Annotated in this window: 17 protein-coding genes and 1 pseudogene; 13 read left to right on the forward strand and 5 right to left on the reverse strand. The window is 50.0% G+C overall.

The window, feature by feature from the left end; all coding sequences use genetic code 11:
• Positions 1-41: 41 nt before the first annotated feature.
• The gene (gene pyk, locus F1381_RS03280) at positions 42-1,472 is read right to left on the reverse strand and encodes a pyruvate kinase (RefSeq protein WP_151733394.1); all 1,431 of its coding nucleotides are present in this window, start codon (positions 1,470-1,472) and stop codon (positions 42-44) included.
• A 141-nt stretch (positions 1,473-1,613) separates the two neighbouring features.
• Here pyk and F1381_RS03285 point away from each other — a divergent pair, with 141 nt between their 5' ends.
• Positions 1,614-2,516 carry a LysR family transcriptional regulator gene (locus tag F1381_RS03285; RefSeq protein WP_151733395.1) on the forward strand — a complete coding sequence of 301 codons (903 nt, stop codon included), beginning with the start codon at positions 1,614-1,616 and terminating at the stop codon, positions 2,514-2,516.
• A 91-nt stretch (positions 2,517-2,607) separates the two neighbouring features.
• Here the strand turns inward: F1381_RS03285 and F1381_RS03290 are convergent, their stop codons facing one another.
• Positions 2,608-3,078 carry a pyridoxamine 5'-phosphate oxidase family protein gene (locus F1381_RS03290; RefSeq protein ID WP_151733396.1) on the reverse strand — a complete coding sequence of 157 codons (471 nt, stop codon included), beginning with the start codon at positions 3,076-3,078 and terminating at the stop codon, positions 2,608-2,610.
• A 110-nt stretch (positions 3,079-3,188) separates the two neighbouring features.
• Here F1381_RS03290 and F1381_RS03295 point away from each other — a divergent pair, with 110 nt between their 5' ends.
• The 9 genes and pseudogenes from F1381_RS03295 (at position 3,189) to F1381_RS03335 (ending at position 8,596) form a co-directional block, all read left to right on the forward strand.
• Positions 3,189-3,773, forward strand: coding sequence for a chloramphenicol phosphotransferase CPT family protein (locus tag F1381_RS03295; protein WP_151733397.1), 585 nt, complete (start codon positions 3,189-3,191; stop codon positions 3,771-3,773).
• Between the two features lie 81 nt (positions 3,774-3,854).
• Positions 3,855-4,076, forward strand: a complete 222-nt coding sequence (locus F1381_RS03300) for an Ig-like domain-containing protein (RefSeq protein WP_151733398.1) — start codon at positions 3,855-3,857, stop codon at positions 4,074-4,076.
• A pseudogene (locus F1381_RS03305) lies at positions 4,045-4,733 on the forward strand (PhzF family phenazine biosynthesis protein); the annotation flags it as partial. The gene F1381_RS03300 and the pseudogene F1381_RS03305, both read left to right, overlap by 32 nt.
• Before the next feature lie 110 nt (positions 4,734-4,843).
• Entirely contained in the window at positions 4,844-5,644 is an 801-nt protein-coding gene (locus F1381_RS03310; RefSeq protein ID WP_151733399.1) for an SDR family oxidoreductase, read from the forward strand.
• 24 nt (positions 5,645-5,668) lie between these two features.
• The gene (locus tag F1381_RS03315) at positions 5,669-6,022 is read left to right on the forward strand and encodes a nuclear transport factor 2 family protein (RefSeq protein ID WP_151733400.1); all 354 of its coding nucleotides are present in this window, start codon (positions 5,669-5,671) and stop codon (positions 6,020-6,022) included.
• Between the two features lie 194 nt (positions 6,023-6,216).
• A complete protein-coding gene (locus F1381_RS03320) occupies positions 6,217-6,978 on the forward strand; it encodes an AAC(3) family N-acetyltransferase (RefSeq protein ID WP_151733401.1) in 762 nt (253 codons plus the stop codon).
• 96 nt (positions 6,979-7,074) lie between these two features.
• Complete coding sequence (locus F1381_RS03325) at positions 7,075-7,428, forward strand: nucleotide excision repair endonuclease (protein ID WP_187355168.1); 354 nt, start codon at positions 7,075-7,077, stop codon at positions 7,426-7,428.
• A gap of 220 nt (positions 7,429-7,648) precedes the next feature.
• Positions 7,649-8,071 (forward strand): VOC family protein, encoded by a 423-nt coding sequence (locus F1381_RS03330; protein WP_151733403.1) that lies wholly within the window; start codon positions 7,649-7,651, stop codon positions 8,069-8,071.
• 150 nt (positions 8,072-8,221) lie between these two features.
• Positions 8,222-8,596 carry a collagen-like protein gene (locus F1381_RS03335; protein WP_151733404.1) on the forward strand — a complete coding sequence of 125 codons (375 nt, stop codon included), beginning with the start codon at positions 8,222-8,224 and terminating at the stop codon, positions 8,594-8,596.
• 69 nt (positions 8,597-8,665) lie between these two features.
• Here F1381_RS03335 and wsfD read toward each other — a convergent pair whose 3' ends face one another.
• Together wsfD and F1381_RS03345 are read right to left on the reverse strand one after the other, a co-directional pair.
• The gene (gene wsfD, locus F1381_RS03340; protein ID WP_187355169.1) at positions 8,666-10,729 is read right to left on the reverse strand and encodes a glycan biosynthesis hexose transferase WsfD; all 2,064 of its coding nucleotides are present in this window, start codon (positions 10,727-10,729) and stop codon (positions 8,666-8,668) included.
• Between the two features lie 168 nt (positions 10,730-10,897).
• Complete coding sequence (locus tag F1381_RS03345) at positions 10,898-11,734, reverse strand: methyl-accepting chemotaxis protein (protein WP_151733406.1); 837 nt, start codon at positions 11,732-11,734, stop codon at positions 10,898-10,900.
• A gap of 260 nt (positions 11,735-11,994) precedes the next feature.
• Here F1381_RS03345 and F1381_RS03350 point away from each other — a divergent pair, with 260 nt between their 5' ends.
• A complete protein-coding gene (locus tag F1381_RS03350; RefSeq protein ID WP_187355170.1) occupies positions 11,995-12,303 on the forward strand; it encodes a DUF3139 domain-containing protein in 309 nt (102 codons plus the stop codon).
• Positions 12,304-12,533: 230 nt separating this feature from the next.
• Positions 12,534-12,914: a FlxA-like family protein gene (locus tag F1381_RS03355; RefSeq protein ID WP_187355171.1), complete on the forward strand. Its 381-nt coding sequence runs from the start codon at positions 12,534-12,536 to the stop codon at positions 12,912-12,914.
• An 85-nt stretch (positions 12,915-12,999) separates the two neighbouring features.
• Here F1381_RS03355 and F1381_RS03360 read toward each other — a convergent pair whose 3' ends face one another.
• On the reverse strand, positions 13,000-14,352 hold the full coding sequence (locus F1381_RS03360) for an MATE family efflux transporter (RefSeq protein ID WP_151733409.1): 1,353 nt from the start codon (positions 14,350-14,352) through the stop codon (positions 13,000-13,002).
• Between the two features lie 130 nt (positions 14,353-14,482).
• Between F1381_RS03360 and F1381_RS03365 the strand changes: the two genes are divergently transcribed.
• Positions 14,483-15,163, forward strand: coding sequence for a TetR/AcrR family transcriptional regulator (locus F1381_RS03365; protein ID WP_151733410.1), 681 nt, complete (start codon positions 14,483-14,485; stop codon positions 15,161-15,163).
• Positions 15,164-15,183: the final 20 nt, after the last annotated feature.

Genomic DNA, 15,183 nt, shown 5'->3' on the forward strand with positions numbered 1-15,183 from the left:
GTTTTTACAGTCCAACGGTTCTACTACGGATGTTTTAGTTTTTAGAGCGCTTCGCCTACTTGGTGAACCCGCAGCAGGTTGGTGGTTCCCGTGCAGCCTGCAGGGACACCGGCAGTGATGATCACCATGTCGCCATCTTGTACGTAACCGGCCGACTTGGCCAGTTCAACGGCGGCTGCTACGGCTGCATCAGTGCTGGAAGCGGTCTCGCTACGAAGCAGCGGGGTTACACCCCAGGTCAAGGACAGGGCGTACAGCACGCTCTCCTTGGTGGATACGGCGATGACCGGTACAGCCGGCTTGTGCTTGGCGATCATTCGGGCGGTAAAGCCGCTTTCGGTCAAGGCGATAATGGCCTTGGCGGAGAGCACGATGGCGGTGCGGGCAACGGCTTCGCCAATGGCACCGGTTACGTCGGTGGCAGCTTCGTCACCCTTGTAGCTGCAGCGGCCGTAGCGTCCCAGGACGGACTCGGCGCGGGCGGCGATGCGGGCCATGGTCTCGACGGACTCCAGCGGGTACTTGCCTGCGGCGGTTTCGCCGGACAGCATGACGGAATCGGTACCGTCAAAGATGGCGTTGGCGACGTCGCCCGCTTCCGCACGGGTCGGACGCGGGTTCATCTGCATGGACTCCAGCATGTGGGTGGCGGTGATGACCGGTTTACCGGCCAGGTTGCACTTCTGGATCATTTCTTTCTGAACCAGTGGCACGTCCTCCACCGGCAGGTCCACGCCCAGATCGCCGCGGGCAACCATCAGGCCGTCGGCTACACTCAGGATGGCGTCCAGGTTCTCCACGCCCTCGTCATTTTCGATCTTGGCGATGACTTGGATATGGCTGGCCTTATGCTCGCTGAGGATATGTTTGATCTCGAGAATGTCTTCGGCTTTACGGACAAAGGATTGGGCGATGATGTCGATGTTCTGCTCAATGCCGAACTTGATGTGCCGGACGTCCTTCTCGGTTACGCCGGGAAGGCTGGTTTTGACGCCGGGAACGTTGACGCCCTTGCGCTGCTTCAGCTTGCCGCCGTTCTTGATGAGGCAGGTGATTTCGGTGCCTTCGGCCTTTACGACCTCCAGACGGATCAGACCGTCATCGATCAGGATGATGCTGCCGGGCTTCACATCTTGGGGCAGCTGCTTGTAGGTGACTTGGATGCGTTCTTTGGTGCCGAGCACTTCCTCGGTGCTCAGAACCACGGTTTCACCCGGTACCAGCTCCGCGTAGTCCGAGGCCATTTTGCCGATGCGGATTTCCGGACCTTTAATGTCGAGCAGGACAGCAACGTATTGGTTCAGCTCCTTGGCCGCTTCCCGGATGCGGCGGATGCGCTCCGCGTGCTCGTCCAGCTCTCCGTGGGCGAAGTTCAGGCGGGCAACGTTCATACCGGCTTGAATCAGCTTCCGGAGTATTTCGGGGCTTTCACTGGAGGGACCGATGGTACAGACGATTTTGGTTTTACTCATGGCTTTTTTCTCTCCTTGTTAATTAATGCTGAACTATTGTGAAAATTTTCCTTAACCCATACAATAAAGCATAACGATTCATCAGAAAAATATATATATTTTCGTTTTTCATCAATTTTGATGTAGAAGGAAGGTTGTCTTATGAATCTTCATGCCCTTAAAATATTCCACACCATTGCCGAAAAAGGCGGAGTCACCCGCGCCGCGGAGGAACTACGGATCAGCCAGCCTGCGGTTACGGCCCAGGTACGCAACCTGGAGAAGGAGCTGGGCATCCAGTTGTTGGCCTCCAAGGGGCGTGGCATTCTATTGACCGATGCGGGTCAGATGCTGGCCAGCCACGCCAAACGGTTGTTTGCGCTCGAGCGTGAGCTGGATGAAGCGGTCCGGGAATACAAGGCTGGGTTCAGCGGTATCCTGCGGATCGTCGCCACCTATCTGCCAGCCAATCTGCTGCTGCCGGAATGGTTGGCTCTCTACAAGCAGGAGCATCCTTCCGTGGAGGTGGTCCTGACCACGGCCAACTCCCGGGAAGCGGTGGAAGGCCTACTGCAGTACGATGCGGAGGTGGCCGTCTACGGAGGCGGCTGGGAGGAGCAGCCGGGCATCGAATGGGAGGAGCTTCTGGAGGACGAGCTCTGGTTTATCGTACCCAAAAACCATCCATATGCCGGGAGGGAAATTACATTAGCGGAAATGATGAAGGTTCCCTTCATTTTGCGTGAAGAGGGAAGCTCTACCCGGGAGCGTCTCTTCTCCTTGTGCCGGGCTTTGAACGTGAATCCTCCCAAGGTCGGTCTGCAATTTAACGGGGTGAACGAGATGGTTCGGGCGGTTATGGCAGGCTACGGAGCCATCTTTATCTCCTCCCTGGCCGTACGGGACAATGTGGAGCGCGGGGAGGTGGACCGTGTGATGGTCAATGGTGCTTCGCTGCTGAATCCGATTGCTGTCTGTACCCGGAAGCAGGAGACGCTGTCGCCAGCAGCGGCAGCATTTCTCTCACTGGTCCGGGAGCAGTCGAAAGGATGGGCAGGAAATTAACTAGAGGATATAGGTAGATTGCCGTAACAGATTTTGCGGTTATCAAATGTCTGCTTCACCTTAATCCCATAAGGCGAACCACACAGGCCATTTAGGTTGCCGTCTTATTGACAAAATCAATCTCATTTCTGATCCCTCTATGGGCGTCATTCCACAGGCCCTTTGTCAGGCGAATGCGCAGCAGGCATGTGTTAGGGTCTTCGTCGTTGTTGGCTTCGTTATACCACTCGGCGAATATTGTGCGCAGCTTTGTCATCATCTCCGCGTTTTTCTCCTCACCTACCCAGCCCAGGTTTTCACCGATACCATCGGCCGTAAAGTTCTCGACAATGATGCAAACGGCGACTTCGGGGTTTTGGGCGATCTGCTGCATCTTGCCTGAGGTCGCGTAAGTGACGGTGTAGAACGCGCCGTCCTCATAATAGGCGTCCACAATGCGGGCGGCGGGACGGCTTTTGCCATTGGCCCCCGGTTCCAGCGCGATGGTGGACAGAGAGATCAGGCCGTCCTTGTTACCCGCTTGTTCTTCCAGGAGCTTCATGGCTTCGTCGTACTTGCTCATTCTATTACCTCCTAAAATATCGTAAGGCATATATTAAGCTTATCATTGTAAAATCTTAGTGCATGTGAAGAATAATACGATAAATATGCCTATATTGGAGGGGGATTTGTTTGAAGCAAGGACTCGTTGTGTTGATGAACGGAACTTCAAGTTCAGGAAAGACCAGTATTTCTATGGAATTGACCAAGCAAAAAGGGATTCCTTTTCATCGTTTATCCATAGATGATTTCTTTGGCAATTACAATGATTTTATTGATAATAAATTTCCAGATATTGAACCTACAAGGGAAGTGGATGATGTAGGGAAAATACTTTTTGATCCCATAAACTCATTGTATTTTGCAACCATTAAATTGTTTTCAGAAATGGGTTTGAATGTAATCGTCGATACCGTCTTCGACAATGACAAGCGGTTTAATGACTGCCTGGATCTATTGTTCGATCATCCTACACTGTTTGTAGGCGTATTATGCTCGAAGGAAGAGCTCACTAGAAGAGAGCAAATCAGAGGAGACCGACAGATTGGACTAGCGAGTTCCCAGTACGACAAAGTATATTCCTTTAAAGAATATGATCTAGAAGTAAATACTGAAGAGATGAATCCAACAGAATGTGCCGATAAAATATTAAGTTTTATTAAATCCGATCAGGATTACTCTGCATTTAAGAAATTAATGAAAAGAGAGATTAGTTAGTGAAGTTTATGATAGCGAGTTATCCATCAACGCGCCTGATACAGGCGCTTTTTATGTTTATTGAACTCGATTGATCTCTTGATGGGTGAGACGTACGCATTATCGGCTGGCATTCCGGTTGTGTGGAGTTCAGACGATGAGGGTGTTGCCGTAGTAGATGCAGACGGCGTTGTGACGGCAGTAGGCGAAGGCGCTGCAACGATCACGGCAACGTCGGCAGTGAATGGAAGCCGCACCGATACGGTGATCGTGAACGTAACACTGACTGACAGGGGTAGTTTTAGATGGCGGAGATCTTACTGAAGAGCAAATGCAAGAGGTGGCCACAAAAGTAGGGTTTAACGAAACGGCATTCCCGCTTAAATCAGATAAGGCTGATTTAGGCATCCGTTACTTCACTCCGGGGCATGAAATAAACCTGTGTGGTCACGCAACGATGGCAACTATCTATGCGTTGGCCACAAAAGGGCTGTTAGAGGATAAAACGGATCTCACCATTGAGACAAAAGCAGGAATCCTACCGGTAAGACTTCATTTAAAGGACGGAATTTACATAACAATGAGACAAGCCCCTCCTCAATTTCTGGAATTCAGAGGCTCAATTCATGAGTTGGCCCTTTCAATGGAGATTGAAGAAGAGGATATTGAGACCGAATTACCAACCGTTTATGGGAGTACAGGAACATGGACATTATTGGTTCCCATAAAGAGCCTAACGGCGTTTGAAAGAATGAAACCAAACAATAGGCGTTTTCCCCAGTGACTGGTACTGCTTCCGGAGTCATGGGGGCTTATTATGCCAGATATATAGAAGGTTCCAGGTCCACATTTAACCTTTTGATTGAGCAAGGTCAGGAAATCGGAAGGGATGGAAGAATCGGAGTCACTGTCACAAATGGTGATACCATAGAAGTTACTGGCAACGCTGTTTATGTTAAAGAATTTGAGGTTCGAATATAAAAAATCGGGATTTCGCCGACATATTTTAGATAACTGGACACGCAGCTGTCAGGTTCTGTTGATTAAAATAGCCTTGTATTCAAATCTACAAAGGAGGAGTCAGCAGAACAATGGATAACTGCCCGGACTTATTGGATATGAGCAAGGAGTTTGCAGGTATACGAGCTCTGGTGACCGGCGGAACCCGGGGGATCGGCCGGGCGATCGTGAAGCGTTTGTATGCAGCGGGAGCTGAAGTAATAGCTGCGGCAAGATCACTGCCCGAAGCATTACCGGAGGGTGTAGGGTTCATTCAAGCCGATGTGAGCCTTCCGGAAGGCGCGGATCATATTGTTCAGGAGACGGTTAACCGATTCGGCGGCCTGGATATTTTGATTAACAATGTGGGAGGTTCCTCAACAAGCACAGCAGGGGCGTTAGCTTTAACCGATGAAGATTGGCAAACGACGTTTAATGCCAACCTGTTTGCTTCCGTCCGCCTCGATCGTGGATTGTTGCCTTACATGATTAAACAGCAAAGCGGAGTGATTGTCCATATCTCCTCTATTCAACGTAAGCTTCCCGGCAACATGACCATGCCTTATTCAGCTGCCAAAGCTGCGCTCGTTAACTACAGTAAGAACCTGGCGACCCAATTCGGCCCTATGGGGATAAGAGTCAACACGCTCGCACCGGGATTTACGGAAACGGAAGCTGCGGAACGGTTAATCGGAAGAATGGCTGAACAAGCCGGAACGGACTATCTGACTGCCCGCCAGCAGTTAATGGATGAGCTTGGCGGTATTCCGCTCGGCCGGCCGGCCCAGCCAGAGGAGGTTGCCGAGCTTGCCGCCTTCCTTGCGTCAAGCAGAGCCTCTTATATTACGGGCTGTGAGTATGTCATTGACGGCGGAACCATCCGCACCATTTAACGAAATTACAAAGGAGTTGATCTTATGGAGACTATTCTGCTTCCGCAAGTTATACAAGATTTTATAGCTGCTGCCAATAAACCCGATCCGGAGGCTTATGTCGATTGCTTCTCGGAAGATGCGCTTGTCCTCGATGAAGGCAAAGAATGGACAGGCAAAGCTGCTATAACGAAATGGAGTGCCGAACATCACTTCGGTGTTAACATAACGCTTGAACCGAAACAGGATAAACAGCATGAGGAAGAAACCATAGTGGTGTTTAAGGTTGACGGGGATTTTGACAAAACCGGTCTTCCGGACCCTCTTTATTTGGATTTCTATTTTCAGATTCGTGGCCATAAGATTAAGCAGCTGGCGATCCGGCTGTCTAAGGAATAAGGAACGAAAGGAATCTGGCCATGATGCACTATAAACAGCACCATGCTCTTCATTATTGAAGAGTACGGTGCTGTTTTTTTTGCATAGAGCGGTCAGGTCTGTTAACTTGCCATCAGCAGGCGGTGGAATCCATCAGATAATCTGTTACTATTAGGTGAGCAGACAAGAAACATACATGTGAGAGGAAGAGCAGGATGCATACGAAAGAGAGCATCATAGCACAGTTGCAGCAGCTAGGCATTGACCGTGAAGGAACGTTGCTGGTCCATTCCTCGATGAAAAGTCTGGGGCAGGTCGAGGGCGGAGCGGATACGGTTCTGGATGCTTTTTCAGAATATATGTATGAGGGACTGCTGGTGTTGCCCACCCATACGTGGTCTTATATCCGCGCGGAGAATCCGAGATTTTACGTCGAACGTTCACCGGTGTGCGTGGGGATTCTGCCCGAGCTGTTCCGGAAGCGGCCGGAAGTCGTCCGCTCGTGGCATCCGACCCACTCGGTAGCTGCGCTCGGCCGGGATGCGGAAGAGTTCACGACCGGCGACCACCGGTTCGATACACCCTGTGCCAGAGGCTCCGCCTGGGGAAAGCTGCTCGACCGGCAGGCAACAATTCTATTGGTCGGAGTGGATTTAAGACGCAACACCTTCATTCATGGAGTCGAGGAGTGGGTAGACATCCCAGGAAGGTTAACGGATAGCCATGAAATGTTGTACACGGTTCTGCCGGATGGAACGGAAATTCCCGTACCTTCGCGCAGACATTGCGGGCTGTCCTGGTCGGAGCATTTTTGGAAATTGGACGAGGTGCTTGAAGAGAAGGGGGCAATGATCAAGGGGCGGCTCGGCGACGCCGTGGTAAGGGTATGCGATGCGGCATCGGTGGCAAAAGTGGTAACAGAGCTGCTCAAGGACAACCCGGATTTGTTGTCGGATAACCTCCCTCTGGACCATTAGGAGAGAGGTAAGCAGGTTGATTTACCTGACAGGAAGACGAATGACCAGCATCTATGATACGATAGAAGTCTATACGTTAAGAGGACGTGACAACAGTTGATAAATATTACGATTCCAACGCCAGAAGTAACCATTTACAAGCAAGAGGCTCCTGCAATGAGCCACATTTACGGGTTTACGGATTTTCACCTGATCACCAGGGAACTGGGCGGGTTCTTCATGTTCTACAACAGCAAGGATGAACTGCTCTTTGTCGGCAAGGCCCGGAAGCTGCGGCAGCGGATTAAGAAGCATTTTGAGGATACCGTCTCGCCGATCAAAAACCACAGGGATGAAGTGGTGAAGATCGAGGTGTATCTCGTAGAGGACCCGGTTGAGCGGGAGATTTATGAGACCTATATTGCGAACAAGTTCCGCGCGAAATACAATCCAGATAAACTGACTCCATAAAAAATGACTTCAGAAGCAGTGAGCCGATCCCAAGGGACCGTCTCACTGCTTTCTTTGTTTTGATAGTATTCATGCACTGATTTACTCGATTGGGAATACCGGTTGGGTTAGAAGCAGATTCAGATCTTTTGAGGTCATACCGATGATTTTGCGGCTTCGGGATCGTCTATACTTATGAATCCCTAATCCGATTCAATCCAATCTCGAGGAGGAACAAGCTATGACGGTAAAACTTACCCCCTATATTACTTTGGAGGGACGCGTGAAGGACGCTATCCAATTTTATGAGCAAGCCCTGGGTGCAGAAGTCCTCTCCCTCACGACTTACGGTGAAATGCCGGACATGCCTGATACGTTCACAGATGATCTGAGGAGTCTAGTGGCACATGCCAGGGTAAGAGTCGGTGGAGCAGAGCTGATGCTCTCAGATGCGCCAGGCGGTACACCTCTTGGAACCGGGAAACGGGTGACCATCTGTATTACATCAAACGAAGTGGAACATTCGAGACGAATATATGAAGCCCTGCGGCAGGACGGCCAGGTCAATCTACCCTTTAAAGAAGAACCTTTCAGCCCCGGGTTCGGCGATGTAACGGACAAATTTGGTGTAACTTTTCAAATTTATACGGAACTTGAAGCCTAAAAGAGGCTAGGCCGTTATTAAGTTAAATTAGAGCTCGGCATAAGTGGACATTTGTCTATATTTATATTCCGGAAATATAAATCCGCCCAGGCGCCCTCTCCGCGAGTGCATATGATGATTATGCCTACTCATTGAAAGGAGCGATCACATATGGGATTCTTTCCAACACCGGGACCGGGCGGAGGCTTTCCAGGAGCGCCGGGCGGACCTGGCGTGCCGGGAGGCGGATTTCCCGGAACTCCAGGGGGTGCACCGGGAGGAGCACCGGGCGGTGTTCAAGCACCGACAGCCCCTCCACCGCAATTCATCCCGCAGATGTCGGCCACCGCATTTGCCATCGACCCCGGCGGGATCAGACGCTGCCTGTTCCGCAACACATACATTTGGCTGAACAACGGCGAGCAATTCTGGTTCTACCCGGTATTCGTCGGACGTAATTCAATTGCCGGGTTCAGATGGTTCGGTTTCTTCTGGGGGTACTTCGGCATTGATTTGAATCAGGTCCGCTCGTTTACCTGTTTCTAGGGCGGACAGCACAAAGAGAACAGCCTGCGGGCTGTTCTCTTTGTTGTGATTTCGCAGGGCGGCGAATGGTCAGTTCCTGATCCACATGACCGGCCGTATTCCCAGTACAGCATTCACCTTGCGGTGATAGATCTGATAGTCGGAAGCAACGACCCGCGATTTGTCGGTGCTGCTGTAATATGGGGTGGAGAGCCAATAATCAACGGGTAATACGGAAGCGGTCCTGGAGAGTTTAAAAAGCTGCTGCACATCATCTACGGACGGTAATGATAAATATGCAGCATAGGATTTCCTAAATGCCCGCCGACTGTCCTGAGCTGCATATTTGATGGGCGAGAACCAGTAATGGGGCCGGTCCCCCGCATCTGCCTGATGCGAATGATTGCCGTTACATATCGCGTAGTATTCTGCATTTCGAATGCGGCTCTGCTCATCTCGCGTAAACCATTTATCCAGATAAATGGCGTTCAAACTTCCATGAATGCTTGCTTTCGTATAATCGTTCGATGTTTCATCGTACGCGCTGCGGTATAAGGCGTCTTTAGCGATTACCTTTACCCAGCCGTTGTCTCTCTCTAGAACATACCACTCAATGGGCCTGCCATCTATACGGCCAAGGGCCAGCAGCTCCGGCCGGTCCGGTTCGAAGACAATAATAATCAGAAAGGCAACAGTGGCAATGCCTGCCCGCCTGAATGTCCGGCTCTTAAAATCAAGATGGTCCAGCAGCAAAACGATAATCAGGATATCCAAATGCACATTAAATAAAAACATATGCTTCTGTAAATCCGCGTTACCATTGCTTACAATGGGGACAATGAATTGCCCGGCTGCCGCCCCCATCAGTGCCAACCGCAGCAGGATGCTGTATAAGCCGGCCTTTCTTCTCAGCAGGGCAGCCACATTCGCTGCAGACAGGACGAGGATAAGACATAGAAATAGCGAGGCCACGCCTGAAAAATGCTTTCTGATGCTCTCCCAAACATTCATTCGATCATCGAATAGTAAGTCCGCCTGAGCAGAAGGTAATTGGATATTAGTTAAATACGTAGGTCTGAGAGGTAATGCCGCCTCGGCGCTTATATCCAATTTTTCTGCGAAGAAGGCGGGATGTGTTAAGTAATATTTTAAAATTCCAATTTGGCTTATGCGCTCAGATAACAAATCTCCCAAAGGGATATCCCGTTCCTGATCCGGATGTAAGGAGTGCCAGTTGTAAGCGGTCATGGATTCGAACCCGGCCAGCCGCCGGGGTAAACCTAAAGCCTGGGCAGCCTTCTCCGGCGCCGGATTATTGTATAGAACACCGAAAAAAACAGATTGAAAGGCAGTATCCTTTTTCATCCATTGCGGTGTTAGCTTCACATAGTAGCTGAAAGAAGCAATGAGCATTACAACCACCAGAACGCAGATGGTGATTTTCTTTCTTATCTTCTCATGTTTGATTACGTGGTAAACAAGGGGAACAGACAATAACAAGGTCGAAGGGAAGTTGGCTGATTTGGATCCGGAAAAAATGAAAAGCGACAGGATCAAGCCCATATAGACCCCATAGCTGCTCTTATTCTTTTCCAGATACAGAAGCAGGATAAAGGATAGAATCAGAAAAATAAGCGTCGTTGATTCTCCATAGAAAGAGTTAAAGTAACCCAAATAGCCGCCATCTAAAAAGATCAAAGCAAAAACCGCTTTAACAGCAATATCGGCATAGGCATTGTCTTTCCACTTTTCCTTCATAAACAAAACCAAGGCCAAGGCGTAAATAATAATATACTGAACTGTTTGAAAAAAGAGATGAAACACGGCAGGGGGGCGATGAAAAAGCTTGTTGGCTAAGGCGTTGAAGAACAGCGCTGCCTTCGTAAACATAAATTGCGTGGAGTAATATTCCGCAGGGTTATTTGTAACCGGTAGAAATAACTTTTTAAAATAGTGAGTCACACTGGCGGGGGCGGATAATTTGTACTGATATTCAGCACTCCAATACCGGACCCCGGTAATCGATGTCAGGTTGAAGGCTCTCATCGTCCGGTTAAAATCGGAATTATCCGCGAGCCCGATCGTCACGGGGACATAAATCAGCAGGGATATAACGATCAGAAGGAAAATATAAAGAAACAAGCTGCGAATCATATGGGATTTAAGCAAAAGTATCGCTCCTTGATGTCCATAAGATCAAAGATGTTCTTCATAAGCTGTCCAAAAGTGAACGGGTGCATACACTTATAAAACTACAAAACAGCGATCCCTCATGATTGGAGGATCGCTGTTTTGCTGTGTGGGTCTATTGCGGCCAGGCCGTTACTCCACCGAATATTTAATCAAATTGCCCGACACACCCAGCATCTTCTCGCTGGATAGGTGAAGACGTTCAATCACCTGGGTGAAGGCCTCGACCAGAGAAGCCTGTTCCGCCGCCGAGGCGGAGATCTGGCTGATTTCCGCTTCCATCTTGCTTATGGATTGCTGAACTTCCTTCAATGCGGCCTCGATACCTGTTGTAGCCTGTCTGGAATGTACAGAAAGCTTCCGCACTTCCGTGGCCACCACACCAAAGCCTGCGCCGGCTTCGCCTACACGGGCTGCTTCAATGGCTGCATTCAGGCCCAGCAGATTGGTCTGCTCCGAAATTTCGCGGATCAGGGCAGATACCTGGGAGACCTTCCCGGCATTCTCCACAGCAAGCTTTGTGTTCTGCAGAATCTGCTCACTGGCGGCCTGAAGCTCTTCTGCATGTGCCGCCACATGCTGCACCATATCAATCAGTTCGTTCGAGATGTGCTGATTATCGTCCACAACAGCATTAAGCTGGTGCTGGTTGCTCTGATCATAAGTTGCGCAGAGCACCGCCACAACCTCATTGTTGTCATTGGTAATCGGAATATTAATCGTATCCAGAGGGAACCCGTATAATTCGTCACTGATATGTACGAGACTTGGCTCGCGGCCGTTAGTCAAGGCCCCAAAATTCTGAAACTGCGGGATCAGCGGATCGCCAACCTTTTGCTCCAGCATAAAGTCCCGGGTCTGCACGAAAAAAAGCACCTTCGTCCGGTCGTAGACGACAAGATTGGCCTTTTCGCGTAAGGTTTGGGTAAAAAACGGCAATGCCTTCAGTAAGCTTTCTAAGATGTCCATGCCTGCAGCTCCCTATCCATATGTAGTCTGTAATTGTGTAAGGATAGTTATTATCGGCAAAAGAACGGACAATTTTAATGCATTTTAAATTTAATTATTAATTTTTTCAGAAAATATAAAAAGGTAAGTGCTGCGTCTCCGGCTCATGGCCGGGTAAAGTCCCGGAATCTTTATAAAATCCAATATATGGTATAGTGTAAATGGGTTTATACTGCTGCAAAGGTGGGGGACTTTTTTTGAAGAGGACTAAGCGTTTAATAATGGATTCATTAGTGCTTTTAGCGATAGTAGGCGGCATTTATATAGGGCTCAATGGATTGCCTCAAAAAAAGAACGAAATTGCAAATGAGGTGCTAACCTATCTGACAACTGACAGACTGTTCAGAAAAGGTGACATTAAAGAAATCGAGGGGCTCTACAGCTTTAAGTCTGGAGATTACCAAGCGAATGTAATCTATGCGGATGAACCAAATATCAATTACACGTATGAAAAGGTAAAGGGCAGATTTAAGCTCGCAGGTACCTCTGATGTACGAGGCAAGCATATGGATGAGACCTTCGATCAGTGAACTCTCCTCATGGTGATGGGGCAATGATAAACCCGAAGGTTCCAGGAATGAGTACCATTTGGTTTTGCTTGAGCCGGTAAAGGCTGTTAAGAACTAGGACTATACGACGGTTATTGCCGGTTTGCAGCCTGGAATGTTGTCATAGCGGAAACGTACGGGTAATAGAGATGATTAGAACTTTCGGATTTGGCGGGTTGGGTAGCAGAGCCGAAGAAACGGAGGGACCGATCATGGCGGTACAGATCGTATCAGGTATCAGCTCAGTGCAGGCGATTGCGGCCTACGGCGGCACGCAGAGTGATGTCAGTTCTCTGGAGAAGCAGCGTAACCGGCTGATGCAGGAGCTGGATAAGGTGAATGCGGCGCAGGGCAGCGAGATGCAGACCCCTTACCGCCGGGAGCAGCTGCAGCGGCAAATCCGGCTGCTGGAGGCTCAGCTGGTGCAGAGAAGCGGGAGTACCACCCCGGCTGGCTTTGTGCCGGTTCCTCCGCTTCAAGATCATCCCCCGCTCTGGCGTACTGAAGGAAAAGGCGGCTTCAAGGGCATCGGTCTGACCGACCCGCGGACGGCGACAGTAGATTCAGAAGGCCATTTCAACGCGTGGATTTAGCCAAAATAGTAAGGTGCGTTAAGCGTATGGTGATGAACCGGCTGTCCGCACCTTCTTTTGTTGAGCAGGCGGCAGAGCTTCGTTTCTACTGCACCAGACTCTCCAGCTCCGGCTGCAATTTGTTTCGCAGAGCATAAAGCATGACCGCACCGACAAGGAAGGCGACAGCATCGGCAATGACAAGCGACCAGACCACCCCGTGGAAGCCGTTCGTTTGATTGGCGAGGTAGAGCACCGGAATCAGCGTAACCCCTTGAATAACCGACATAATAAAAGCGGCCGTTCCCTGCGCTGTGGCCTGGAAGATCCCGGTGAACAAGGTGGTCATCCCTGTAATGAACAAGGACAAGAAGGTCACATGAAGAATGTAGCTGCCCATCTCGATTAATTGCGGGTCATTGGTAAAGAGACTGATCAAGTGATCGGAAACCAGATAGACGATGAGGCCGAAGACGGCTGCCAATGCGACAATCGTTTTAATTGTAAATAGGGTGGTATGCTTCATCCGCAATCGATCCGCTGTAAAAGAGAAAGCAATCAGCGGCACGACTCCCTCGCATAACCCCATCAGAATGAATTCGGGAAACTGCAGCAAACGCGACGAAATCCCGTAAGCCGCTACGGCTGAATCGCCATATACGACCAGATAGTGGTTAAAGATGAGCGACATAGCCCCCAAAAAGATACTCATAATAAAGACGGGAACGCCGATCTTGAACACATTGCCCAGAATGTCTTTGCTAGCCTTGAACCATCGGATAGAGACTGTTAGGAATTGGCTCTTCTGCCCCATATGGAAGGCGTAATATACACTCGCAACCAGGTTTGAAATCACTGTAGCCGAGGCAACGCCGATCACGTCCCAGTGGAATACGAAGATGACCAGCGCATCGAGGATGATGTTTACCACCACGCTGAGCATCATACCGATCATCGATGTGACGGCCGCCCCCTCCGAGCGCACGATATTCTCCAGCGTAAAAAACAATACGACGAATGGCGAACCGATCAGCATTACTGTGACATAGTCCTTAGTGTACCCGAAGGAGTCAGGCGTTGCCCCCAGACCATGAACGATGGAATCGATCAGCGGCAGACCTGCAGCCGTTACGATAAGACCAAGAACCAGGCTGCTGTAAAAAGCGAAGGAAGAAACATGCTTGACCTCATCCGTTCGCTTCTCACCCAGCAAACGGGAGATGAAGGTGCCGCTGCCCATGCCGATCAGGTTGCCCAGCGCCATTAGGATGGCGAACAGCGGCAAGGTCAGCGCAAGTGCAGTCAACATGGCCGTATTGTGGAGAGTGCCCAGGAAATAGGCGTTCAAGATGGAGTAAATGACATTCATGGATGTGCCTAACATCATCGGGACAGCGAAGTGGGCTACGGCTTTGGTGACCGGCGCTTTTTCAAAATAATACAGGTTTTCTGAATCCATTAAGGATCACTTCTTTCTTTTTTCTCTAATCTAACAGCGTTAGATTGAACCTTACAGTGTTAGATGATAACATGAGACTATAAACCTGTAAAGCATAAACTTACACTGTTAGATAAAAGGACGGATAACGATGAAAAAGCAGCAGCCGCAAATTTCGGAGGACAGGATTCTGGAAGCCTCATGGGAGCTTCTGGGGGAAGAGGACATCGAGAAATTCAGCATGAGACGACTGGCGGACAGGCTGGGGATTCAGGCTCCTTCTCTGTACTGGTACTTCAAAAGCAAGCAGAATCTGTACCAGCGCCTGGCCAATCAGGTATCGCGGGTCATTCTGGAGGAGTTCCACTCCGGCGGGGACTGGAAGGAGCAGCTGACAGGGCTTGCGGAAACCGTACGGAGCGTGCTCCGCCGGTATCCCTGCTCGACGCAGCTCATGATGATGACGCTGCCCCACGAGCCGGACATCATCCGGTTCACCAACCGTATGCTGCTCTGCGTGGAATCAACGCCGCTTGACCAAGCACAGAAAATGCAAGTGGTGACTACGCTTGTAAATTATGTTTTCTATTTCGTACTGGACGATTATCAGCATGAACGGAATGTCGCCGTTATGCTTAAGGATAAGGGAGCGCCTCCGGGTGAGGAGATGATTCGCCTACTGGACTCCATGGGCGAGGCGGACGCAGGACTGTTCCGGAGAATGTTCATGAACGGGCTGTTTGAGCTGATGGGAACCGACGGGGCGTTCGAATTCGGCTTGAAACTGATCCTGCTCGGGATTGAGCAGGTGATTAAGGAGCAGGAGAGGTAGGAATGCCATCTGGAGAATTG

The sequence above is a fragment of the Paenibacillus tengchongensis genome, from assembly GCF_008973665.1.
In the GTDB taxonomy this organism is placed as follows: domain Bacteria; phylum Bacillota; class Bacilli; order Paenibacillales; family Paenibacillaceae; genus Paenibacillus_AQ; species Paenibacillus_AQ tengchongensis.

Excerpts from the sequence above, each read along its gene's own strand:
- pyk (WP_151733394.1), bottom strand. The coding sequence starts at position 1,472 with ATGAGTAAAACCAAAATCGTCTGTACCATCGGTCCCTCCAGTGAAAGC.
- F1381_RS03285 (WP_151733395.1), top strand. The coding sequence starts at position 1,614 with ATGAATCTTCATGCCCTTAAAATATTCCACACCATTGCCGAAAAAGGC.
- F1381_RS03290 (WP_151733396.1), bottom strand. The coding sequence starts at position 3,078 with ATGAGCAAGTACGACGAAGCCATGAAGCTCCTGGAAGAACAAGCGGGT.
- F1381_RS03300 (WP_151733398.1), top strand. The coding sequence starts at position 3,855 with ATGGGTGAGACGTACGCATTATCGGCTGGCATTCCGGTTGTGTGGAGT.
- F1381_RS03310 (WP_151733399.1), top strand. The coding sequence starts at position 4,844 with ATGGATAACTGCCCGGACTTATTGGATATGAGCAAGGAGTTTGCAGGT.
- F1381_RS03315 (WP_151733400.1), top strand. The coding sequence starts at position 5,669 with ATGGAGACTATTCTGCTTCCGCAAGTTATACAAGATTTTATAGCTGCT.
- F1381_RS03320 (WP_151733401.1), top strand. The coding sequence starts at position 6,217 with ATGCATACGAAAGAGAGCATCATAGCACAGTTGCAGCAGCTAGGCATT.
- F1381_RS03330 (WP_151733403.1), top strand. The coding sequence starts at position 7,649 with ATGACGGTAAAACTTACCCCCTATATTACTTTGGAGGGACGCGTGAAG.
- F1381_RS03335 (WP_151733404.1), top strand. The coding sequence starts at position 8,222 with ATGGGATTCTTTCCAACACCGGGACCGGGCGGAGGCTTTCCAGGAGCG.
- wsfD (WP_187355169.1), bottom strand. The coding sequence starts at position 10,729 with ATGATTCGCAGCTTGTTTCTTTATATTTTCCTTCTGATCGTTATATCC.
- F1381_RS03345 (WP_151733406.1), bottom strand. The coding sequence starts at position 11,734 with ATGGACATCTTAGAAAGCTTACTGAAGGCATTGCCGTTTTTTACCCAA.
- F1381_RS03350 (WP_187355170.1), top strand. The coding sequence starts at position 11,995 with ATGGATTCATTAGTGCTTTTAGCGATAGTAGGCGGCATTTATATAGGG.
- F1381_RS03355 (WP_187355171.1), top strand. The coding sequence starts at position 12,534 with ATGGCGGTACAGATCGTATCAGGTATCAGCTCAGTGCAGGCGATTGCG.
- F1381_RS03360 (WP_151733409.1), bottom strand. The coding sequence starts at position 14,352 with ATGGATTCAGAAAACCTGTATTATTTTGAAAAAGCGCCGGTCACCAAA.
- F1381_RS03365 (WP_151733410.1), top strand. The coding sequence starts at position 14,483 with ATGAAAAAGCAGCAGCCGCAAATTTCGGAGGACAGGATTCTGGAAGCC.